The sequence below is a fragment of the Thalassotalea insulae genome (genome assembly GCF_030161395.1).
GTDB lineage: Bacteria > Pseudomonadota > Gammaproteobacteria > Enterobacterales > Alteromonadaceae > Thalassotalea_E > Thalassotalea_E insulae.
The window spans coordinates 3672260-3695313 of record NZ_BSST01000001.1 but is presented as its reverse complement, the minus strand read 5'-3'; the positions used below and the strand labels follow the sequence as shown (position 1 = coordinate 3695313).

Annotated in this window: 18 protein-coding genes and 1 pseudogene; 11 read left to right on the top strand and 8 right to left on the bottom strand. The window is 38.9% G+C overall.

From position 1 onward, the window contains the following. The first annotated feature begins 111 nt into the window (after positions 1-111). On the top strand, positions 112-1962 hold the full coding sequence (locus QQK06_RS16505; RefSeq protein WP_284245892.1) for a M2 family metallopeptidase: 1851 nt from the start codon (positions 112-114) through the stop codon (positions 1960-1962). A gap of 456 nt (positions 1963-2418) precedes the next feature. On the opposite strand, the gene QQK06_RS16500 is transcribed toward QQK06_RS16505, so the two are convergent. Further along, on the bottom strand, positions 2419-2595 hold the full coding sequence (locus QQK06_RS16500; RefSeq protein WP_348541178.1) for a hypothetical protein: 177 nt from the start codon (positions 2593-2595) through the stop codon (positions 2419-2421). Positions 2596-2829: 234 nt separating this feature from the next. On the opposite strand from QQK06_RS16500, the gene QQK06_RS16495 reads away from it, so the two are divergent. From QQK06_RS16495 to QQK06_RS16475, 5 genes are all read left to right on the top strand, one after another. After that, positions 2830-4968, top strand: coding sequence for a TonB-dependent receptor (locus tag QQK06_RS16495; RefSeq protein WP_284245890.1), 2139 nt, complete (start codon positions 2830-2832; stop codon positions 4966-4968). A 62-nt stretch (positions 4969-5030) separates the two neighbouring features. After that, on the top strand, positions 5031-6113 hold the full coding sequence (locus tag QQK06_RS16490) for a PepSY-associated TM helix domain-containing protein (protein WP_284245889.1): 1083 nt from the start codon (positions 5031-5033) through the stop codon (positions 6111-6113). A 242-nt stretch (positions 6114-6355) separates the two neighbouring features. Continuing rightward, the gene (locus tag QQK06_RS16485; protein WP_284245887.1) at positions 6356-8188 is read left to right on the top strand and encodes an IucA/IucC family protein; all 1833 of its coding nucleotides are present in this window, start codon (positions 6356-6358) and stop codon (positions 8186-8188) included. Positions 8189-8198: 10 nt separating this feature from the next. After that, positions 8199-10088, top strand: a complete 1890-nt coding sequence (locus QQK06_RS16480; protein WP_284245886.1) for an IucA/IucC family protein — start codon at positions 8199-8201, stop codon at positions 10086-10088. Positions 10089-10090: 2 nt separating this feature from the next. Beyond that, the gene (locus QQK06_RS16475; protein WP_284245885.1) at positions 10091-11329 is read left to right on the top strand and encodes an MFS transporter; all 1239 of its coding nucleotides are present in this window, start codon (positions 10091-10093) and stop codon (positions 11327-11329) included. Positions 11330-11412: 83 nt separating this feature from the next. On the opposite strand, the gene rimO is transcribed toward QQK06_RS16475, so the two are convergent. The 4 genes from rimO to QQK06_RS16455 all read right to left on the bottom strand — a co-directional run bounded on the left by rimO (position 11413) and on the right by QQK06_RS16455 (position 15193). Continuing rightward, positions 11413-12840: a 30S ribosomal protein S12 methylthiotransferase RimO gene (gene rimO / locus QQK06_RS16470; protein ID WP_284245884.1), complete on the bottom strand. Its 1428-nt coding sequence runs from the start codon at positions 12838-12840 to the stop codon at positions 11413-11415. 310 nt (positions 12841-13150) lie between these two features. Next, positions 13151-13558 (bottom strand): MAPEG family protein, encoded by a 408-nt coding sequence (locus tag QQK06_RS16465; protein WP_284245883.1) that lies wholly within the window; start codon positions 13556-13558, stop codon positions 13151-13153. Between the two features lie 76 nt (positions 13559-13634). Further along, complete coding sequence (locus QQK06_RS16460; protein WP_284245882.1) at positions 13635-14321, bottom strand: DNA-3-methyladenine glycosylase I; 687 nt, start codon at positions 14319-14321, stop codon at positions 13635-13637. A gap of 35 nt (positions 14322-14356) precedes the next feature. Beyond that, entirely contained in the window at positions 14357-15193 is an 837-nt protein-coding gene (locus tag QQK06_RS16455; RefSeq protein WP_284245881.1) for a class I SAM-dependent methyltransferase, read from the bottom strand. 210 nt (positions 15194-15403) lie between these two features. Between QQK06_RS16455 and QQK06_RS16450 the strand changes: the two genes are divergently transcribed. The 5 genes and pseudogenes from QQK06_RS16450 to QQK06_RS19745 form a co-directional block, all read left to right on the top strand. Further along, complete coding sequence (locus QQK06_RS16450) at positions 15404-16081, top strand: winged helix-turn-helix transcriptional regulator (RefSeq protein WP_284245880.1); 678 nt, start codon at positions 15404-15406, stop codon at positions 16079-16081. A 347-nt stretch (positions 16082-16428) separates the two neighbouring features. Then, positions 16429-18822 carry an efflux RND transporter permease subunit gene (locus tag QQK06_RS16445; RefSeq protein ID WP_284245879.1) on the top strand — a complete coding sequence of 798 codons (2394 nt, stop codon included), beginning with the start codon at positions 16429-16431 and terminating at the stop codon, positions 18820-18822. Continuing rightward, positions 18791-19600, top strand: coding sequence for an outer membrane lipoprotein-sorting protein (locus QQK06_RS16440; RefSeq protein WP_284245878.1), 810 nt, complete (start codon positions 18791-18793; stop codon positions 19598-19600). The genes QQK06_RS16445 and QQK06_RS16440 overlap by 32 nt, the downstream gene beginning before the upstream one ends. A 16-nt stretch (positions 19601-19616) precedes the next feature. Then, positions 19617-20828, top strand: a complete 1212-nt coding sequence (locus QQK06_RS16435; protein WP_284245877.1) for a hypothetical protein — start codon at positions 19617-19619, stop codon at positions 20826-20828. Between the two features lie 319 nt (positions 20829-21147). Beyond that, a pseudogene (locus QQK06_RS19745) lies at positions 21148-21228 on the top strand (transposase); the annotation flags it as partial. Here QQK06_RS19745 and QQK06_RS16430 read toward each other — a convergent pair. The 3 genes from QQK06_RS16430 to QQK06_RS16420 form a co-directional block, all read right to left on the bottom strand. After that, positions 21217-21795: a substrate-binding periplasmic protein gene (locus QQK06_RS16430; protein WP_431313665.1), complete on the bottom strand. Its 579-nt coding sequence runs from the start codon at positions 21793-21795 to the stop codon at positions 21217-21219. The pseudogene QQK06_RS19745 and the gene QQK06_RS16430 sit on opposite strands and share 12 nt — an antisense overlap. A 222-nt stretch (positions 21796-22017) precedes the next feature. After that, entirely contained in the window at positions 22018-22545 is a 528-nt protein-coding gene (locus tag QQK06_RS16425) for a peroxiredoxin family protein (RefSeq protein WP_284245875.1), read from the bottom strand. Positions 22546-22547: 2 nt separating this feature from the next. Further along, the gene (locus tag QQK06_RS16420; RefSeq protein ID WP_284245874.1) at positions 22548-23045 is read right to left on the bottom strand and encodes a thioredoxin domain-containing protein; all 498 of its coding nucleotides are present in this window, start codon (positions 23043-23045) and stop codon (positions 22548-22550) included. Between the last annotated feature and the right edge of the window lie 9 nt (positions 23046-23054).

The following is a 23054-nucleotide window of genomic DNA, read 5'->3' as shown; positions in this document are numbered from 1 at the left end:
TTTGTAGGCAGAAAAAGAGGTTATTTTCAGATAAATAGTAACAGCTATTGTACTGACGGCGCGTTTTTATATACTAGAACTTCATAATAACAATATATTAACAGCAAGCTTATGAAAAAGACCTTCACTCAATCAGGGATAGCACTGTGTGTTATGCTGGCATTATCCGCCTGTAACCAAGACTCCCAATCTTCAAACACTCAAAACCCAGCAGCTGAAAATCAAAATTCAGTGGCAACTAAGAAACTAGATGTTGCTAAATTTCTCGCTGATGTAGAAAAAGAGCAAGTGGCATTAAACCTGGAGAATTCACGTGCTAATTGGATTTATGCCAATTTTATTACCGACGATACTGCAGCATTAGCAGCTGCTGCCGATCAAAAATCAACTGAAGCCGGTGTCCGCTTTGCGATGGAAGCAGCAAAGTTTGACAATATTGACGTTACTGCCGATCAACGCCGAAAACTCAATACCTTAAAACAAAGCTTAGTGATGCCTGCGCCACAAGACCCTGCCAAATCTGCAGAGCTAGCAAAAATAGGCTCTCAACTCGGTGGCATGTACGGCAAAGGTAAATACACCAATAAAGATGGTGAAACGTTAAGCTTGGGCGATATGACAGCAACCATAGCAACTTCTCGTGATTACGATGAACTACTGGAGTTATGGCAAGGCTGGCGTACCATTAGCCCTGAAATGAAGCCGTTATTTACCCGGCAGGCTGAACTGGCTAACGAAGGGGCTCAAGGCTTAGGTTATAAAGACTTAGGCGCGATGTGGCGCTCGAACTATGATATGCCTGCGGATGACTTTGCTAAAGAGCTCGACCGTTTATGGGGCCAGGTCAAACCTTTATATGACGATTTACATTGTTATGTTCGCAGTGAACTGGCAGACACTTATGGCGAAGACAAAGTACCATTAGATCAACCTATTCCAGCGCACTTATTAGGCAATATGTGGGCGCAGTCCTGGGGCAATATCTATGACTTGGTAGCACCGGAAGATGCCGATCCTGGTTATGATGTCACTGAACAACTGGAAAAAAATGGCTATGATGAAATCAAAATGGTTAAAGGTGCTGAAGCATTTTTTACCTCTTTAGGTTTTGAACCGTTACCGGAAACTTTCTGGCAACGTTCATTATTCACTAAACCTGAAGACCGTGATGTTGTTTGCCATGCTTCTGCGTGGGATTTAGATGCGAAAGACGATATCCGTATCAAAATGTGTATCCAGAAAACTGGCGAAGAATTTAATGTTATTCACCATGAATTAGGCCATAACTTTTATCAACGTGCCTATAAAAACCAACCAGTATATTATCAAAACAGTGCTAATGATGGCTTCCATGAAGCAATTGGCGATACTATCGCGTTATCTGTTACCCCGAAATACTTAAAGGAAATCGGTTTAATCGATACCATTCCAGATGAATCAAAAGACATTGGTTTACTAATGAAAATGGCGCTGGAAAAAGTAGCCTTTATTCCATTTGGTTTAATGGTCGATCAATGGCGCTGGAAAGTATATTCAGGTGAAATCACCCCGGAAAATTACAATAAAGCCTGGTGGGAATTACGCGAAAAATATCAAGGAGTAGCGGCGCCAGTTGACCGCCCTGCTGATGCCTTTGATCCTGGCGCTAAATACCATGTACCTGGCGGCGTACCTTATTCTCGTTATTTCTTGGCACATATTCAGCAATTTGAGTTTCACAAAGCCTTGTGTGAAATTTCCGGTAATACCGACCCGATTCATCGCTGTTCAATTTATAACAGCAAAGAAGCCGGTAAAGCACTTAATACCATGTTAGAAATGGGTTCTAGCCAACCTTGGCAAAAAGCGTATAAAGTCTTAACAGGTAACGAGCAAATGAATGCTACTGCGGTTCTTGATTACTTTGCGCCATTACAAACTTGGCTAAAAGAGAAGAACCAAGGGAAACAGTGCGGTTTTTAACATCCGTTAATTACTATGACCCGTCCTAGGACGGGTCATTCTTTTATTATGAGTCATTAATACTTAGTTATATCCTCATAGCTAGAATATTTAATCCCCGATAACGTTGCCAACTCCTCTTAATTAAACTAACTAAGCTGATTCTGTCGACAGGCTCATGCCATGACTTGCATCAGCTCTACGGAGGCTTGAAAGTAATTACTTAATTATTGAGCCAAATGAAGACTTCAGCACTAATGTTGTCACTCGTGCTAAAAGTCTATTTACCGCTATGCCGCAAGATACCGCATTAATTAGCTGGAATGCGCAAAACTCATTAACTAAAACAGCAACAGTTTCTCAATATGACAGTAACTTTTGCGATTAAGCCTATTATGAAAAATAATTTCAGCTCATCATTGTCCAACGCCATTTAAGTTGGGCTTTTCATTTCCACCAGAGGCCGCTACAGCAATACTAATCTTCTACACGAACGCTCCACACATCGTGTTTATCGGCATGAATAATATGTCCCCAGATTTGATCGCCAGACTCAACATCAAACTCATCGGTTAAATAAACTTTACCATCTATTTCCAGCGCATCTATGTATGAACGTCCAATTGCTCCTTCACTGTTCACTTCGTCAACCAATACTCAATGACTTTTTGTTAAATACCATAGAAAACACAACTAAGGTTTAAATTACACTTTCGAATGTTAAAGCTAACATCAATTCAAATACATACAGAAACGTCTATCAATCAGAATAACTTGATCTTAAACATTTATTTTCAGCATTATTCAATAAACCACTTGCAATACAAACAAGAATCGTTATCATTCGCACAAATTTATGTATTGTTCAATTATTAAGGATCCTAGTCAGTGAATTATAAAAGATACTCTCTCCTTGCTCTTGCGGTTTGCACCAGTTTGTCGATTAATGCTCGAGAAACAAATAAGTTAATCGATACTAATGATATTGAAAGGCTTGTGGTTACAGGGAGTCGTATGCAAGAAAGCCTAGATGAAGTGCCAGCCTCAGTCTCAATCATCGATAACAAAACCATCACTCAAGATTTGTTAACATCACCAGAATTACAAACCATGTTAGCACTTCATGTACCAGGCATGGGAGCAGCAAATACCGGCACTAACACTAACTCAGGTCAAACACTGCGAGGAAGAAATGCATTAGTAATGATAGATGGTGTACCTCAATCAACGCCATTGCGTAATGGTAAGTTAGGTATACGCTCATTAGATCCCAGTGTTATCGAGCGCATCGAAGTTATTAAAGGAGCGACTTCAATATATGGTAATGGCGCCGCTGGCGGTATTATTAACTACATCACCAAAACGGCCAGTAGTAAAAAAGCATTATCAGGCCGAGTAGCTATTAGCAGTAACTTTTCCGCGGTTAAACTTGAAGACAGTTTTGGTCGACGTATTGAATCTGCGATAGATGGTACTCTAGGAAAGTTTGACTATGTGATCAGTGTGGTGAGTGATGAAAACGGTGTTATACGCGATGCTGATGGCGATATACTAGGTTTAACCTATGGTTTATCTAACTTTAAATCAGACAATTTTTTTACCAAATTTAATTATTACCTTGATGACTTACGCTCATTGCAATTTAGTTATAATTATTTTGAAGGTCAGCAACGTAATGATCTTATTGCTGTCGAAGGTAATGTCAATACAGGCATAAAAAGCCATGCAATTGAAAATACAAACAACATAGACTTACCTGGAGATCCGCAAGGGCCACGTGGTAATCACAATGTAAAATTACAATATCGCGATATGGAAATTTTCAATAATACTGATTTTACTGCAGATGCCTACTGGCAAAAAATTGAAAACGTGTTTTTCTATCATGAAAAATTCAAGGATGAAAGCCTTGGCTTTACCGGTGGGCAGTCAATGATCACGTCCGATAAAACCGGCCTACGACTTAATTTTAATACCACTTTTGACCTAGATAACTTAGAAACCACACTGATATATGGTATCGATATTTTAAACGACACAACCGCACAGCCATTGGTAGACGGCCGAATGTGGACCCCAGAAATGGATATGGATAATATTGCCGGATATTTACAAGCCAAACTAATCTTTACAGAAAATTGGGTAGTGAAAGCAGGTATACGCCAAGAGTCTATTGAAATTGACGTTGACGATTATAGTACCCTGATGATTTGTAAACCCGGTAAGAATTGTACCGTACCAGTTGCAGTATCAGGCGGTACACTAAAATACGACGCGACAACATATAACCTTGGGCTACGTTATAGTAATAACGAACTTTTTAGTCCATTTATCAGTTATTCTGAAGGATTTGATATTGCTAATATTGGTAGTTTATTACGTAATGCAAAATTCGCTAAACTCGATATGCTGGATACCGAAGCCGCTATTGTTAAAAATTCAGAAATTGGCTTTAGCAGTGACTATGAAAATGCTCATTTTGAAGTAGCTGCTTTTTACTCCACCAATAATTATGGTGGCAACATGATAGAAGACATTGCGACAGGCACTTATCGATTAGCACGTGTACCGCAAAAAATATGGGGTTATGAAGCAGCGCTAAACCTTACTTTAAACGATGATCTTGATGTTGGCATTAGCTATAGTTGGTCAGAGGGTAAGAATAAAGAAAGCAATACTTACCTCGATGGTGGCTCTATTAACCCACCTAAAATAACCGCTTATGCTAATTATCAAGCCAGCGAAAATTTACACTTGGCGATAAACTATTTAGGCGTGCAAAGCCGCAATCGTTTTCAAGCGATAAACGGTAAATACAGTGGTAGAACAGCCCCAGTATCTTCCTATAACGTGGTCAATGCATCTGCCAGTTACCAGGTTAATAATGCGATAAAATTATCGCTCGGCATTGAGAACCTATTTAACAACGATTATTTCTCGCACATTGCTCAGTCACATACATTTTCTGGCTGGAATGTTAAAGGTAAAGGCCGTAGCGCGAATGTAGGTTTGGCTTATAGCTTTTAATAGTCAAATTAATGAATAATAACATGGCTTTATCTTCGCTAGATAGTGCAGGATGATATTCAATGTTTAAGCATTGGTTTAGGCGTATTCATCTGCTCTTAGCAGTACTTTTGGCTTTTTTTCTCATTAACCTGAGTATTTCAGGTGCTTTATTAGTGTTTGGCAAAGAAATCCAAAACTATGCGCAACCAAATAATTGGCAGATTTGTGAGGGCTCTGCACTTCTGCCTTTATCCCGCTTAGTCACTTTAATTGAAAGCAATAGTGGTAAAACAGTAAAGCAAATTCAGCTACCGCTACAAAAGAATCAAGCGTGGCAATTTAAGCTAGATAACGGGCAGTATATAAGTGTTGATCCTTTTAACGGTAATATACTGCATCGTTATAATGAGCAAGACAGCTTTTATGGTTTTATAATGGCGTGGCACCGCTGGTTATTGTTACGCGATAATACCGGAGGAAAACCACTTAAAGTATTGGTATCAATCGCCAGTTTATTATTTATTATCGAAATGCTCTTGGGGTTATTTCTTTGGCTTAAACCGAAAAAACGCCTCAAACGCCTAAAGATAAAAATTAAAGCGAAGCCAAGGGTTAGATATTACCAATTACACACAGTAGTGGGTGTATTTACCTTGCTCCCTTTATTACTTATCGCACTGACAGGCATGGCTTTTCACTGGCAAAGCCAAACAAAAACGATGCTCGAGGCAATCGTTGCGGAGTCAGTTGAGCAATATAAGCATCCGGTTATTACTGCCGGATTAAATAAAACTTATCAGCTAGATTTAGCGTTTAATCGCGGAATACAGCATATGAAGCCAGGTCAGTTATATCGAATCTATTTACCCTATAATAATCAACCACTAAAACTTAGAGTTAAAATGCCTGATGAAACCTTTGCTTTTAGTTGGCTATGGATTGATCCATATACCGCCGAGGTGATCAAAAGCTACGATGCCAGCAAGGCTAATTTGGCCACCCGAATTTGGAATTTTAAATATTCGTTTCATACTGGTGATTTTTTCGGCATCGGCCTTAAATTTATTTGGTTACTATTGGCTTTATTACCCGGGATTTTTGCCATCACAGGACTTTGGCTGTTCGCTAAAAGAACCCAATCAAGTAAGATTAAAGCTATTTAATACCAATAAGTTATACATTACTTCACCCTAGCTCAGTTTAATATACCTGTGCAATAAAATGACAGAACACAGAGTGGTTTAACTCGCTTCCACTTCTTCACTTAATCAAATAATCATAAAAATAATATTTAGTACTTGAAATCCCTTGCAGATCTAAATGATAATAATTATCAGACGCATTTGAATTATATCGGTAACACATCGACACTCTGGAACATCAATTTAATTAAAGGGATAAATTTATGACAATCACACGTATGAACTCAGTTGGCGCTAGAGCAGATCATTTTACTTTACAAAGTTTTTTGAATTGTTATCTACGCGAATATGCCAGGCCACAAAATCATCTTAGCTTTACTCAACAGCCAGATCTTAAATACTGGCCCTTATCTTTGCGTCAACAATGGGCTAAATGTGCAGGTTATGTATTGCGTATTCATTTGCCTTTACAGCAGCAACAAGCATTAATATTGGTAGACAATAACAACCCACAAATTAACTTGCGTTATTTATCAGCTTGCTATCTTGGAACTAGCCCAGAGAAAGCCTCAAGCAGTGACATAATTACACTGTTTATCCGAGAGCTATGCCTCCATTTTCAACAACCTTTGAATGATGAATTAATCGCACAAATAGCTAATAGCAGAGAGTTTTTGTTTAAGTTGCTAAGCTCAGCGCCCGTTTGTCAACGTATGGCCTCTGTTAGTCAGGACTATTTAAGTAGTGAACAACAAATGGCGCTAGGTCATGCTTTTCACCCTGCTCCTAAAGCAAGAGTGGGTTTTACCGATGCGCAGCTACGGCAATACTCGCCAGAGTTTGGTACCGGCTTTCAGCTCCATTATTTTGCCGTACCGCTGGAACTTATTCAGCAAAAGGGCTTATCAGATATTTGTGCTAAAGAGATTATTAATACTGACTTACCAGCCGAACTTACATTAGCTGACAATGAACAGGCTATTCCCTGCCACCCTTGGCAAGCTCAATATATTAAACAGTTGCCTCAGCTCGCAACACTAATTGAGACAGGAGTCATAAGAGATCTTGGTTGTTTAGGGCATACTTTTTATGCCACCTCTTCTGTACGAACCTTATACTGCCCTTACAGTAACTATTTCTATAAAGGCTCATTACATATCAGGTTAACCAACTGTCTACGTAAAAATGCAATTTATGAATTAGATACTGCCATCGCACTGAGTGATATTTTAAGTAAAGAAACCGTACTCACTAAAAAATTTCCACAGTTAGTGTTACTACAGGAACCGGCCTATATTACCGTTAACCCAAACTTGGCTAATGCTGAAGAAAATAAAGCAGTACAGGAAGCATTTGCGATAATATTTCGTGAAAACTTTTCTGATGATCAATTGCACTTAAATCAACCTAAAGTCGCTGGCGCCTTGTTTTCTGAAAACCCCTTTGGGCCAAATCGCGCTCGTAGCCTTATTGGTCAGTATGCTCGCAGTACGGACAAAAGCTTCTACCATGCAGCATTATTGTGGTTTGGCGCTTATGCCAAGCAATTAACGCACAGTGTACTATTTTCGTATTTTGAGCGTGGTCTGGTTTTTGAGCCTCACTTACAAAATGTAATTATCGGTTTGCAAAATAGCTTTCCAAGCAAAATATTTATGCGTGATATGGAAGGAACAAAACTAGTCACTGATCACCACGTAAAACGTAATATTGATCATTTATCTGCCACAGCGCGCAACGCAGTATTTTATAGTGCAGAAAAAGGCTGGAAGCGTGTTGCCTACTGCTTGTTTATCAATAACTTATGCCAGTGTATTTTTTATATTTCGGGTGGCGACCCTGTGTTAAGTAAACAATTATGGGCTCAACTAGGTGATATTATTAATGATTATCTTAACAAGTACCCCTCGCCTCTGGCACAGCAAAAAATAAGCGCCTTGTTAAGCGGCGAAGATCTACCTAATAAAGGCAATTTATTGATCAGGGTACAAAAACATGCAGATAAACAGGCAGAGTATGTTCCTTTAGTGAATCCTATCGTGGCTCCACTAACCGATGACGTTTTAACAAATTTTATTAATGATGCCGTGGCATAAGGATGTAGCTATGTTGACTCTAGATTATTGTGCAAAATCCTTACCGCAACACAAACAGGCGTTTAGTGACTTTTTAGAGCAAGCGGATCAGCAATATGCGTTGTCTACTGTGGGCTTGCATTCATCATTAGTTATGGAGCAGTTTGAATCTGCCCACCAACAAGTCATCATCAAACTGATAAACTCGTTAATGCGCGAAAAAATCATGCAATTAGATGGCAATTTACTAATATTGCCAAAACCTGAGTTACAACAACATACTTGGCGCATCGATGGGCTAAGATGTGCGAGCAATGGTGAAGTGCTCAGCATGCGACGACTATGCCGTGTAGATCAGATGCAAGCCGTTTCCTGTATCGAGTTAATATCACCACTAACTGAGCTATTTGACAGCGAAAAATTAGAAGAATTTAGCCTAGATTTACAGCAAACATGGTTTAATACCGCCCTCGCCTCGGCCTACCGAATAATATGGGGTCAACAACTAACGCCAAATAAGCAAAATTTCTGGCACTATATCTCTCAACTTCACCGCTCGAATGCTTATGCGTTATTAGAGCAGTGGGCGGCAATTGGACACCCGTCACATCCTACGGATCGTAGCAAACCGGGGTTAAATCTCACTCAAATATTAGCGTATTCACCTGACTTTAATGCTCGCGTTAAACTCATTTTGGCTGCACTGCGAACAGATCATCTGTCCGCCGATAGCGTTACTAAAGGAGAAGCAATCACCCAAGACGAAATTTTTCACTACTGGCAGAAATATTTCCCACAACAAATGCAAGCTTGGCAGCAACAACTTGTAAAGCAGGGGCTTAACATACAGGACTATTTACCAATCCCTATTCATCCATGGCAAGCAAAACACTCTGTACCCTACTTATTTAGTGATGAACTGCAACAACAGAAATTAGTCTTATTTGAACAGATCACCATTGATACTTTACCTGCATTAAGTTTTCGTAGCATGTTGCCACTGGCAGATAACGCGCCTTGTCTCAAAGTTCCAGTAGCCATTAAAATGACCAGTGCTCAACGTTTGTTATCCACCCGTTCAGCCCATATGGGACCGAGATTCTCCAGATTAATGCAGCAGCTATTACAAAAACTGCCACACGTTGCTGAGCATTTTTCACTACAAGCCGAAGAAATTGGTGTGCATTATCAGTCCCCCAATACAGTTGATGACAATATCGCCAGCCATTTAGCTTATATTTGCCGACAAAACGCCTGCCAATTAGCTAAAAATGGCGAAATAATGATCCCAGCTGCCAGCCTAGTTGCCCGAGATCCACAAAACCAACCATTATGGTTAAGCATTTTGCAACACCAAGGTAATGACGATTGGTCCGCAGCAATGACGCTATTAGCCCAATACAGCAAAGTACTATGTCATGGACCGTTAGCCTTTTATTTACATACAGGCATAGGATTAGAAGTCCATCAGCAAAACACGGTATTAGTCTGTGATCAACAAGGAGAAATTAAACGTAGCCTAACCCGTGATTTTGGCGCATTTAGGGTATATTTACCCCAGTTTGCCACTACGGATTCAGCGCTGGAATTTCATCATGACAACCGATTACAAACAGACGATCCGGCGCAGGCTCGAAATCGATTAGTTCATGCGATGTTTATCAGTCAACTGGGGGAGTTTATCAAATCATTATCCTGTCATTATCAACGAGACCAAGCCCAAGCTTGGCTTATTGTTAGAACAGCGATTGATGACCTTGCCTCAAGTCTTGTATATCAACTGGACAATGACTGGCTAGCACAGGAAATTAATGCCTTTTTAAATGCGCCATGGCCAATGAAAGCATTAATGCGCATGCGTTTGCAAGCGGCTGACAGTTATCTATATTTCTCAGTCGATAATCCACTAGCTAAGGTATAAACATGTTATTGCAACATTGGCGGATGCGCTTACATTTTTTATGGTTAGTGCAATTATTAACCATAGCCACCATGGAAATGAGCGGCCCGTTTTGGCCGCTTTATTTTAAACAATTAAACCACACCTACTTAGCAGAAATTAGCAGCCAGTGGGCCAGCATATTAGGTGGATTAGCCTATATTTTACCTTTAGTTGCTGCCATGTTTAGTGCGCCATTTTGGGGGAAACTTGGTGACAAATATGGCCACAAACTTATGCTGCTACGTGCCTTATTTGCTTTGGGGTTTAGCCAACTGCTATTAGTTTACATTACCGATCCGATATTAATTTTACTGGTTAGGTTTGGACAAGGCTTAACCGCTGGCACTATTGCAGCATCTCAAAGTTATGCCGCAAAAATGAGTCCGTTTCAACATCGAGGTCAGATTTTTAGTCGAATTCAGGCCGCCACGGCAGCAGGTTCATTACTCGGACCTTTAGCTGGCGGGTACTGGTTAGAGCACATGGAAATGACGGGGTTATTTGCCCGTTCAGCGATAATATTCCTCATGCTTTTTTTAACCTTATACTGCTTATTACCTGAAGACAATAAAAAACAATCCCTGCAAAAAACCAGCAAAAACTCCCCCGAAGTCAATCAGGCTAATATTTTATGGCCGCCACTAGTACTGCTGGCTGCAATCTGCTTAGCTCAGATCGCAAAGCGAATGCCACAAAGCTTTTATGCCTTATATGCTGAGACAATATTAGGCCAAGGCAGCATGATGATCGGCATCCTATATTCAGCAACAGGTTTAGGCATTTTAATTGCGGCTCCTTTTAGCGGTTATTACTTTGATAAGCTAAAAAATGGACAAGATAAACGAAATTTTTTACAAGGGGTTTGTCTTTTATCCTTACTACTCATGCTATTACAAAGCCAAATCAACAGCTTTTATCCTGCTTTAATTTTGCGTTTCTTTTGGGGAATCTGTCTGGCGGCAATCTTACCTTTATTATCAGCCCAGCTTAGTGCGCAAGGCGGCATAAAAGCGATAGGTAAACAAGTAGGCATCAGTCATAGCGCGATCAAACTCGGTGGCATTGTCGGCATAGCAACAGGGGCGGTGATTTTTTCGTTATTAAATTGGCAATGGGCTTTTGCCACTATAGCCCTGACTTATGTGCTCTTGCTGTGGTTGTTGAGCAAACAAACCGCCACAGAGCCTGACACCCGCGAGGAAGTAAAGCTTATCAGCTAGTCTCTAGATCCTACAATTGGACTAATGCGTTCAGGTGACAAATCCCCTACATTTGGGCGTTTCCCACCTGAACTTCATAACAATTAATCTTCTACCCTAACACCCCAAACATCGTGCTCGTCGGCATGAATAATTTGTACCCAAAGTTGATCACCAGGTTCAGCATCATAGTCATCAGATAGATAAACCTTACCGTCTATTTCTGGCGCATCCATGTATGAGCGTCCAACAATACCTAGCTCATTGACTTCATCAACGAGGATCAAATATTCTTGTCCTATTCTGTCCTGTAATTTTTGTGCGCTAATTTCAGCTTGTACCGCCATAAAACGCTGTAACCTGTCTTCCATCACTTCTTCTGAGACATGATCAGGCAAGTCATTTGCCGTTGCGCCCTCAACCGGTGAGTATTTAAAACAACCAACACGGTCAAGTTGCGCTTGACGCAAGAACTCGAGTAATTCTTCAAATTCCTCTTCTGTTTCACCAGGAAAACCGACGATAAAGGTTGAGCGAATGACTAATTCTGGACAAATCTCCCGCCATTTTTTAATTCGTTCCAATACGCGTTCTGAACTGCCCGGACGTTTCATTAATTTCAAAATACGTTTATTGGCATGTTGAAACGGAATATCCAGATACGGCAGAATTTTACCTTCAGCCATTAACGGAATGATATGATCGACGTGTGGATAAGGATACACATAATGCAAACGCACCCAAACGCCTTGCTTAGCTAGTTCTTCACATAGCTGCTGCATATGCGTTTTTACTGGCATACCTTCGTAAAAATCAAGCTTATGCTTCACATCGACGCCATAAGCAGAGGTGTCTTGCGAGATCACTAATAATTCTTTCACGCCAGCATTTGCCAAACGTTTTGCTTCCCCTAAGACATCGCCAATTGGACGAGAATCCAGATCACCGCGCATCGACGGAATAATGCAGAAAGTACAGCGATGGTTACAGCCTTCTGATATTTTCAAATAGGCAAAATGCTTTGGTGTCAGCTTAACGCCTTGATCAGGAATTAAATCAATAAACGGATTATGTTTGGGTTTTTCCAAATGCTCATGCACTTGTGTTAACACTTCATCATAAGCATGCGGGCCAGTCACCCCTAAAACATTAGGGTGAAGTTCAATAATTTCATCTTTTTTCGCCCCTAAACAGCCGGTCACTAGCACCTTGCCGTTTTCTGCTAACGCTTCACCTATAGTATCTAAAGATTCCTGCACCGCTGAATCGATAAAGCCACAGGTATTAACGATCACCATATCCGCATCGTCATAACTTGGCACAACGTCATAACCTTCGGTGCGAAGCTGCGTTAAAATACGCTCAGAATCCACCAGGTTTTTCGGGCAACCAAGCGAGACAAAACCTATACGTGAACCTTTAGTTTGACTGTGATCCACCTGATTTGCTTGTTCCTGTAATACTTTACTCGGAGTTTCCATCGTTGTTGTTGGATTTGCAGGGTTTTGCGGGTCAAAATGTTCTACAGTCATTAGCTACCTTGGTTAAAAATAAAGCAAAATTTAAAGTGCGCGGATTATACGGGAAAAACAAGCAATTTTCATTGTTTATAATAGCTGAATAATGTTCCCATATTTTTACAAATAAAAAATTGGCTTAGCTACAATTAAAAAATTTAAGCTACCACTACACCCACGGCTTCTCTTGTTTTAAATTTACCTACAAACCTCACGGCCATAAATTAAAAGCGTAATGATTTATATAAATAAATAACATTTATATCGTTAAAAATAGGACAACATATAAACGATGCTCTCCTATCCTTTCAAACATTATCAACTATTAAAAGATAGTCTCACAGCCAATTATTATGACCGACAGCCATGAAATAAGGTATATAGGAGTACGAATATAAGCAGTCCCCAAAATATAAACCAACGCATGACAAACGCGAGCATAGAAGAAAATTGTCGCCCATAAGTTAACGTATTCAACATTCACATTGGAATTAAAGCTCGCCGCCACAATAACAGCAACAAAAGCAGGTAAGGTTTCAACAAGGTTTAAGTGAGCTCTTTGCGCCCGCGTCGCCCAAGTAGATTTTACTTGCATTGATGCGGGAAAATCATCTCGGTAGTTTCTTATAAAATCAGCAATCCCCCATTCTAATAAGCGATTAACAATATAAGGTGCCCATAAAACTACGGTTAATATGCCGCTCGCAGCAAGATAAAAATATGTTGTTTGCATTTAACTCGTCCTCATTAATTTGTGTCTCATTACATTAAAAAATTTAGATTAAACATTTCATTCTGTATTATTGATCTCAACCATCCCCTTCATAAGATAAGGCAACAAGTTGACTAAGTGCTTGCAGCGAGAAATTACTTTGCGCTTTAAGCTCATTGAAAAACGACTGGGCTTTTTGTTGATTAGATTGACTAGCAATATTTCCGGTAATGATTTGATGCTCAGCAAGGTAGCCTTCAACATCAGGGGAAAGAATAAAAGTATCCTTACCGAGCGTTCTAAGAGCCCGAGCTCCTGTAATACCGCCTAGCCTACTACCATGTTGTTTTAAGTATTGCCACAAACCAATAATTTCATCACCTGGCCAGTTAGCAATAAAAACGGCACTAGAGCCATACTTCTCACTCAAATCAGCAATTAATTTAACGTTTTGTTTAACGGCTAAAATCTTTTTGCTATTTCTAACAATTTGCGTGTTTTGCTGTAAACGGGCATACCATAGCTCATCTTTATGTTGTAACTCAGCCAAATCAAAGTTTAAAAAGGCAACTTCAAAGTGCGGCCATTTGTCATTAATTTGTTGCCAATTAAACCCAGCCTGGAATATTGCCTTTGTCAGCGCAGATAAAATATCTGCATCTGACAATGAAGCAATTTTTTCGGGCGGTAACGGCTGACTCAACATAGTTAAAAGCGTTTGTTCGCCACCTTTTCTTTGACAAGCTCTTTGATAAATTTGCTTAAAGGTCTCATATAAAACCATCGTCTTACCTCAATTATCCTCGCTGTAAACCAATGCTACTGCTTAGTCGCAATAATCTGTAAATAATGACCACCGATAATCGTGGTGACATCGTTTTGCTGCTGGCAATTTTCAATAAACATCGTTTCAATATCTGCTTGCAGTTGCTGTGCTTTATCATCTTCTATTTGACTAAATGCTTTACGAACAGGGCCAAAAAACTCTTTAAAGATACTGACAACGTCTGATGGTGACCCAGGAAACGCCCATTGTGAATAAACACCATGAGTCAACTTGATATCATTAAAATAGCCATGTAGCCGCTTTATTACTGTTTTTTCATCTCCCCACAACAAAGGAGACTCAATTTTTTGATTTGCAGGAGCAAGCTGAGAAAGTCGCTTAAACATACGAGCTGGCAGGCTATTGTCTCGCCAATTAACCATAAACAACTTGCCCCCAGGTTTTAGTACCCTAAAAAACTCTTGTACGACTCTTTCTGGGCGAGGAGCAAACATGGCACCGAACATTGAAATAACATTATCAAAGCTCTCATTTTCATAGGGCAATAACTCCGCGTCACCAATATCGAATATCACATCAAGTTGCTCCTTGTTTGCTCTTTGGCGAGCAATCGCTATGGTATTTTCTGCAATATCAATTCCAGTCACCTTGTGACCTTTTCTGGCTGCTGGGATCGCTGTTTGGCCAGCGCCACATCCAATATCCAGTAATGATGTGTTTTCTCCTAATTGCCATTGATTGAGAATTTCCAATGCTCCTGCTTCCATGAATTTTGCAAAATAAGCATAGTTACCTTCTTCCCACGTTAATTTGTGTTTCGCTTTTAACACATCAATGGCAGATGTATTTTTAACTACATTCGAGTCCATATTCACTTACCTCATTTCATTGGTGGTTGTCTTAAGTAAATACTTTGCGCTTTAGACTCAAAGTAAACTAGTACAATAAATGTACTAATCTGAAAAATTCAGTGTTTCTCTGACTCTGAATTTTTTTAACAATTAACTACAGAAAATGTACTAGTTATAACAAGTGTTATTATCTATATTGATAAAAGGTAACAACATAAGGTGTGAAAAATGAAAGGTTATGGACAGTTTTGCCCTATCGCTAAGGCTTCAGAAGTGTTGGGAGAAAGATGGACACATTTGATCATTCGTGAACTTCATATGGGCAGTAATAGTTTTAATGACTTAAGAAAAGGTATGCCGCTTATTTCACCCACATTGTTATCCACCCGATTGAAATCTTTGGAACATCACGGAATCGTGTTAAGAAAAGAACAACAAAGTCATGTTAGTTACCATCTTTCCGAGGCTGGCCATGAGTTAATGCCAGTAATAATGCAGATGGGTGCCTGGGGACATAAATGGGTGAGAAGTGATTTATCAGAAAAAGATTTAGATCCTTCCATGTTAATGTGGGATATCCATAGAAATATCGACACCAGTGTTTTTAAACACCCTCGCACGGTAATACAATTTGTCTTTACTAACTTCACTTCTAAATTTAGGAACTTTTGGCTGGTAATATCAAATGACGACGTAGATGTTTGTTTGAAGGATCAAGGTTATGATGTCGACTTAGTGATATCGACCAAATTAAAAACTCTCGCTGAAATTTGGATGGGGGATACTACCTTAATGAAAGAGATGCGAGCTGGCCACTTAAAAGCCTCGGGAAACGACTACTTAAGACAAAATATGATCAATTGGCTGGGGACAAATTACTACGCAGATATTAAAGCTGCTCGCTAGCACCAGCTTTACTGACTATCGCCACTCAATATATGTTTCCGTTATCCGTTTGGTTAACGACTCTGCCTATAGCAATAAAGTCACACCTGTTTAACACACTTACAGCTCTAAACACTGTCAAAGATCAGCAATAAATCCTAATAAAAGGTGCAGTACATTTATTGTACTATTTAATTTTTCCTTCCTAAATCACACTGTAACTCAAATCAACGAAGCGCTTATTCGATCGATGTTGTAACAAACGTTATGGCACTAACTAAAGCATTAACGTGTAGTCCGTAATATGACGATAACCACTAACTTGCTGTGATATCGAAAAAGCTTTTAACAAACTGGCAGGTGATAAAATGAGTTTACAAATATTTAAGACAGGCTCAAGCAACAGGGTCGATCGGTTTGCCCTCTATTGGGCTGAAGTGATTTTGAAATACCGGTGGCTCACCATTATTATTTCACTTTCTTTATGCGCGGTATTAACAGCTGGCATAACCAAATTAGACGTTTCAAATAACTATCGTGTATTTTTTAGTGATAATAACCCTGATCTAAAAAAATTCGAGCAGTTTGAAGCGACCTATAGCAAAAATGATAATTTTCTTATCGTAATAAAACCTAAAGAAGGCGAGATAGATAATGCTTCAGTGATGTCAGTTGTTGAGGCACTAACCCAAGAGTCTTGGTCTATTCCATACGCGAGCAGGGTCGACTCCCTCACCAACTTTCAGCACACTTTTGCACAAGAAGATGAACTAATCGTAGAAAATCTTATTGAAAGTGCTAAAGAGCTTTCAGCAAATGAGCTCACCAAACGTATTAACATTGCGTTATCAGAACCCTTATTAAAAGGACGTTTGATCGCATTAGATAAAAAAGCTACAGGGATCAATATTACCCTCCAGTACCCCAATATTAAGTTATCTGAAGTACCTGAATCACTTAACTATACCAGAGAGCTCGTTAACAAATTTAAATCAGACAACCCGAATATTGATTTTGCCATTACCGGCGTATCAGCATTAAATGGTGCATTTGCAGAAGCGACCGTAACTGATGCAAAAACCTTATTCGGTCCCATGTTTTTACTGCTGGTTTTTATTACTTGGCTAATATTTAGAAGCATTTCAGCAACAATAGCTACTGTGATAGTCATCAACTTAGCTACTATGGTTGCAATGGGGGTTGCTGGTTGGACAGGCTTAACCGTATCTCCATTTTCAGGCAGTGCGCCAGTAGTTATTCTAACCTTAGCTATTGCTGACTCTATCCATATCCTAATGACAGTAATGCAACGCCTTAAGTATGGCGACAACAAAATTGCCGCCGTAACAGAAAGCATTAAAGTCAATTTTCTTGCCGTATCGATAACCAGTTTAACCACTATTATTGGTTTTCTCGCCCTAAATTTTTCGGATGCGCCACCATTTAACGTGTTAGGAAACATTTCCGCTGTCGGTATTGCGACGGCATGGTTGCTCTCTTTGACACTGTTTCCAGTCATGTTAACCCTTTTACCATTGACGGTTAAAAAGTCTGCTCAACATAAACAGCAAAACAACTCATTACTACAACAGTTAGTAATGAAGGTAACAGAGTTTGTTATCAAACATACAAAGAAAACCTTGGTCATTTCAACATTGGTTACCATCGCATTATTAAGCGCGATCCCGATGATTAACTTAGATGATCAATGGATAGAATATTTTGATCATCGTGTTGAATTTAGAGGTGATGCTGAATTTGCCAGAGATAATTTAACCGGTTTGTACCTATTAGAATATTCAGTCCCTTCTGGTAAAGCAGGTGGCATCAGTGAGCCTGAATATTTACACCGCTTAGCGCAATTTACTCAGTGGTTAAGAGAACAACATCAAGTAAGACATGTATACTCCTACAGCGACATTATAAAGCGTCTGAATAAAAATATGCATGGCGATAACCAAGCATATTATCGACTAACGGATAATCGAGAGTTAGCTGCTCAATATTTACTGTTATATGAAATGTCATTGCCATTTGGTTTAGACACTAATGATCGTATTGATATTGATAAGTCATCAACACGTGTCACTATCACTCTAGACGATATAACCACGAAAGAAACCCGTCATTTTTTAACAGAAATTGATAATTGGTGGCAAGCAAACAATCGCCAAAATCAAGGTTATGCAACGGGAGCAACCTACCTATTTTCCTTTATTTCTGAGCGCAACATTATTGACATGATAGGTGGCAATCTAGTCGCCGTGTGCTTAATAGCAATAATCATGATGTTTACGCTACAGAGTATTCGCTACGGATTGCTAAGTCTTATCCCTAATATCGCCCCGTTAATTATTACATTTGGACTCTGGAGCTTACTTGTTGGCCAAGTAGGCATGGCCGCAGCAACGGTATCCGCTACTTCACTCGGCATTATTGTTGATAACACTGTGCATTTACTTACTAAGTACTTAAGGGCGTTAACAGAGCAAAAATTAACAACCGAAGATGCGGTGCGTTATGCATATCATACTGTAGGTACAGCAGTAGCAGCCAATGCCATTATTTTAACGATAGGCTTTAGTGTACTTGCGCTGTCCTCTTTCAAAATTACCGCAGAAATGGGAATTTTAACGTCACTTGCCATTTTGGTAGCGTTGATCGTCGATTTCTTCCTATTGCCTTCTATTTTATTAACCCGTCCAAATACACAAACATCAGGAGAAGATCATGAAAACATTCTTACTCAACAAGCTGCCTAGTTGCTTATCGTTAATTTGCGTATTCATGCTTGTCATTACAAATGCTCATGCTATTGATGCCCAACAAAAAGGCTATGAAATTGCTAAAAAGTCCGACAGAAGTGATCGTGGTTTTGCTAGCAGTCAAGTAAAGCTGAATATGGTGTTAAGAAATGCATCTGGCAATGAATCGGCCAGAACATTGGAAATTTGGACATTTGAAATGCCAGATGAAAGTGTCGGTGATAAAAGTTTGATTATTTTTTCAAAACCTGCCGATGTTAATGGCACGGCATTATTATCACACGCAAAAATATTAGAACCTGACAACCAATGGCTCTACTTACCCGCGTTAAAAAGAACAAAACGCATATCCTCGAAGAATAAATCAGGACCTTTTGTCGGTTCTGAATTCTCCTTTGAAGATATTACCGGGCAAGAGCTGAATAAGTATCAATACAAATGGTTAAAAGCTGAGCCCTGCGGTGAGAGTACTTGTGATGTGATAGAACGTTATCCGCTTTATAAAAATTCAGGCTATACCAAGCAGATTGGCTGGGTGAGTCAAGCAAATTCTCAACCGATAAAAATAGAGTACTACGATAGGAAAGGTCAATTACTTAAGACTCAGAAGCTAAGCAACTACAAGCTGTACAACAACAAGTTTTGGCGAGCATTGCTTATAACCATGACCAATGAGCAAACACATAAAAGTACCGACCTAATATTTTCAGACTTCACCTTTGATGTCGGACTTAATGAAGGAGACTTTGTCAAAGGAACCTTAAAAAGGCTTTAACTTAAAGGTGAACACGATGAAACTTTTACCGCAAATATTCTTAGTATCTTTCATTTCGATAACAGCTAGCTTACCGCTAGCTGCGACACAAGTTACTAATGACCATAATGAGTTGAACATAACTGGCTCGATTTCGATAAACTCTAGGTACTTTCCCGAGCCAGCGGCTTGGGCAAGTCAACTTGAAGGTAATCAAATCTCCATATCTGCAGAGCCAGAATTAAATTGGCTCGCCTGCAATCAAGATTGCAAAATTCAAGTCATGCCGTCCTTACGCTTGGATAGTAGAGATAATGATCGAAACAAATTTGACCTAAAAGAAGCATATTTAAAATACAGTGACAACGATTTACATCTAACGCTAGGTATAAATCAAGTATTTTGGGGAGTCACAGAATCAAGACATCTAGTAAATATCATTAATCAGATTGATGCTCATGAAGATGTAACTGAAGAATCCTTTCTTGGTCAATTTATGCTACAAGCCAATAAACAACTAGATATAGGCGAGTTTAGTTTTATCATCATGACGGGGTTTCGAGAACGAGCACTACCAGAGTCACAGGGACGTTTAAGAAGTAACGTGACAACAATTAACCATGCTCGTTATCAAAGCAACAGTGAACAATGGCGCCCCGAGTTAGCGCTTCGCTATTCACACTTTATCGGTGATTTCGACTTAGGTGTTCATTACTTTAACGGTATAAACAGAGAGCCCAGCATTTTATATGCTAACAATGAATATACTGCATTCTACTCCAACATCAATCAATTAGGGCTTGACTTACAATACACGGATGAGGCGCTACTGTTGAAGTTCGAAGGTATTTTAAGAGAAGGTCAGGGAAAGACCTTTTCAGCCTATGTTGCAGGATTTGAGTATACCTTTTATCAACTAAAAGACTCAGACATTGATGTAGGACTGTTAATAGAGAAACTAAAAGATCACCGAGATAAAAGCGTTTATCCAACCGTATTTAATAACGATATTTTCATTGGCAGCCGGATAGCGCTCAATGATTTTGACAATACATCTGCTCTCATTGGTGCTTATGTTGATAGAGATAAAGGCTTAAGCACTGTAAGAGCAGAATTTGAATCCCGGATAAGCGAAAGCTGGAAACTAACCATCGAAGGTCAATGGTTCATTGAAGAAGATCCTCAAGAAGTTGTTTCTGCCTATAAAAATGACAGCTTCATTAACATTGAGCTTTCATATTATTTTTAATTAATCGACCACTTAGTGAGAATAGACATGTTTAACAAACAAAAATGGCAAAACTTGAAAACCAAAGCCCAAAAGTTACTAGAGTTGATGTCAATGAGTACAACCGATTACCTAATCGATGAAGTGATTGAGATCCACCGACTTACAGAAGAGATAAGCACAATGAAAATTCAGATAACAAGGCTACAAAATAGGGTAAATCAGTTAGAAAGAAATTTGGTGTAAATTGCTATATCCACAATGTTTATCGAGGTATATTGAAATGACCAGATTTTCCTAGACACATATAAGTAGTAAACTTTGTGTATTAGGAGGATGAATGAGCGCCAAAAGATTTCCAGAAGAATTTAAGATCCAGGCTGTTAAACAAGTTACTGAAAGAGGTCGTTCAGTAGCAAGGGAGTCCGGTTTTATACCCAAACTTCTGTTCAATTTTGGCAAGTTTTTTATTCAAAAATATTTTTTTTAAGCCTTGCTCGAATGATTTTTTAAATAAGTTACTTTTGGGAGATGATTTGGGAAATGCAACATGTGAGGACAAACTACCTAATTTATTAGCTAAGACATCAAACTCATTTATATATTTTTTAAATGTATCTTTTTGGTTTTTGTCATTGAACCCTTTATACATTTGTAAACTTGTCGCCACCAAGTCTATTCTACCTTGCTTTAGCATTTCAAATAGTTGCTCAGTTGATGTCACTTGATATTTGTTTAAATAACTGGCCGAATCAAACTCTGGCGAAATGGTCCATCCCGTCACCACGCCTATAGTAACATCTCTTAATTTTGATAAATCTCCATCATATGAAATCTCATTAGCCTTAGACTTTATAAAAACGAGATCTTCAGTTAGATAAGGTGATGATAATAAAAACTGTTCATTTCGCTCATGGGTATACCAAACAGCGAAAGCCCCATCAAAAGTACTTTTTTGAACTTCCTTAAGAGCCCTTGACCAGGGCATATAAACAAACTCTACTTTATATCCACTTGCATTAAACGCTGCTTTGACTATTTCTCGATGAAATTCAGGCCAACTAGCGATTGGGGAAGCTAATGTTTGAGAAGCCAAGGTGATCACCTTGGCCTCTGCATTTACTTGAGTATGGGTAAGTATCAGAAAAATAAAAATGCTAATTTTGCTTATTTTTATAATAAAGCGTTTCACATCTTATTCTCCTTTTTGCTACCTATGTATATTGCTAGCCTTTTCTTCCGCTAAATGTCCTATTTCCTTTGCTAACTCTCCAATAAAGTCATCTTTGCGGTATGTTATTTTGCCACTTTTATTTATTAGAATAGCGTAAGGATTAGAAAATACATTATATAACTTAAACAGTTTATTCTCCGTATCCCAAATAGTCGAAACTTTTATATTAAATTTCTTATTGTAGTTAATTACATCATTTTGGGTTACATAATACCCTTTTACTACTTGCAAAAAATTAACCTTGGTATCAAATAATTGGGCCACTTGTTTAAACTTTTCAATTTTAGCTTCACAGTTAGGCAAATGATGAAATGGGCATAAGCTATCTGAAAACAAAATCAATAACGGTTTATCTAGGGCATTCATTTTGTAAGATATGGGAGCTCCAGATAAAGTTTCTGCTGATATATCAGATGTAATAGACATTTGATTATAAGCGTTAGCACTATAAGTAAACCAAAAAAACATTAGAAAGGTTCCTAATAATTTAAAATAAGTTTTCATCTTTATTGGACTCCCATTAATAGTGACTCTATTGCAGGCTGAACATCTGCTGATGGGCTTTGACTATAAAACTTAACCTTACCGCCTTGGCCTATAAGTATTTGAGTTGGTTGATCCCAGGCATCAAAGGCTCTAAATATTTTGTTGTCTTTATCAAATACGACCGGAAATTCGACACCTTTATCTGAAGCAGCCCACTGGGTAATTCCTGTATTGTTATTAATTCCGGGGGCAAGCGCTATAAAAGTCATACTTTTTGAGTATTTTTTAAAAAGTAATTGAGACTGTTTTAATATTTGTGCATTGTATGGGTCAAAAAACACTAAATAAATTGGCTTAGTGGTTAATAATTTGGTGCTATTAAGTTCAGTACCATTAATAGCTTTGGTATTTAACAATGGCGCTTTAGTGTCGATAGTTAACGCTCTACTTTCGATACTGATTAAAGACGAACACACTAATAGTGCTAACATAAAAAACACTTTAACTAATTGATTCATATGCCCTCC

Excerpts from the sequence above, each read along its gene's own strand:
- QQK06_RS16505 (WP_284245892.1), top strand. The coding sequence starts at position 112 with ATGAAAAAGACCTTCACTCAATCAGGGATAGCACTGTGTGTTATGCTG.
- QQK06_RS16490 (WP_284245889.1), top strand. The coding sequence starts at position 5,031 with ATGTTTAAGCATTGGTTTAGGCGTATTCATCTGCTCTTAGCAGTACTT.
- QQK06_RS16485 (WP_284245887.1), top strand. The coding sequence starts at position 6,356 with ATGACAATCACACGTATGAACTCAGTTGGCGCTAGAGCAGATCATTTT.
- QQK06_RS16480 (WP_284245886.1), top strand. The coding sequence starts at position 8,199 with ATGTTGACTCTAGATTATTGTGCAAAATCCTTACCGCAACACAAACAG.
- QQK06_RS16475 (WP_284245885.1), top strand. The coding sequence starts at position 10,091 with ATGTTATTGCAACATTGGCGGATGCGCTTACATTTTTTATGGTTAGTG.
- rimO (WP_284245884.1), bottom strand. The coding sequence starts at position 12,840 with ATGACTGTAGAACATTTTGACCCGCAAAACCCTGCAAATCCAACAACA.
- QQK06_RS16465 (WP_284245883.1), bottom strand. The coding sequence starts at position 13,558 with ATGCAAACAACATATTTTTATCTTGCTGCGAGCGGCATATTAACCGTA.
- QQK06_RS16460 (WP_284245882.1), bottom strand. The coding sequence starts at position 14,321 with ATGGTTTTATATGAGACCTTTAAGCAAATTTATCAAAGAGCTTGTCAA.
- QQK06_RS16455 (WP_284245881.1), bottom strand. The coding sequence starts at position 15,193 with ATGGACTCGAATGTAGTTAAAAATACATCTGCCATTGATGTGTTAAAA.
- QQK06_RS16450 (WP_284245880.1), top strand. The coding sequence starts at position 15,404 with ATGAAAGGTTATGGACAGTTTTGCCCTATCGCTAAGGCTTCAGAAGTG.
- QQK06_RS16445 (WP_284245879.1), top strand. The coding sequence starts at position 16,429 with ATGAGTTTACAAATATTTAAGACAGGCTCAAGCAACAGGGTCGATCGG.
- QQK06_RS16440 (WP_284245878.1), top strand. The coding sequence starts at position 18,791 with ATGAAAACATTCTTACTCAACAAGCTGCCTAGTTGCTTATCGTTAATT.
- QQK06_RS16435 (WP_284245877.1), top strand. The coding sequence starts at position 19,617 with ATGAAACTTTTACCGCAAATATTCTTAGTATCTTTCATTTCGATAACA.
- QQK06_RS16430 (WP_431313665.1), bottom strand. The coding sequence starts at position 21,795 with ATGCCCTGGTCAAGGGCTCTTAAGGAAGTTCAAAAAAGTACTTTTGAT.
- QQK06_RS16425 (WP_284245875.1), bottom strand. The coding sequence starts at position 22,545 with ATGAAAACTTATTTTAAATTATTAGGAACCTTTCTAATGTTTTTTTGG.
- QQK06_RS16420 (WP_284245874.1), bottom strand. The coding sequence starts at position 23,045 with ATGAATCAATTAGTTAAAGTGTTTTTTATGTTAGCACTATTAGTGTGT.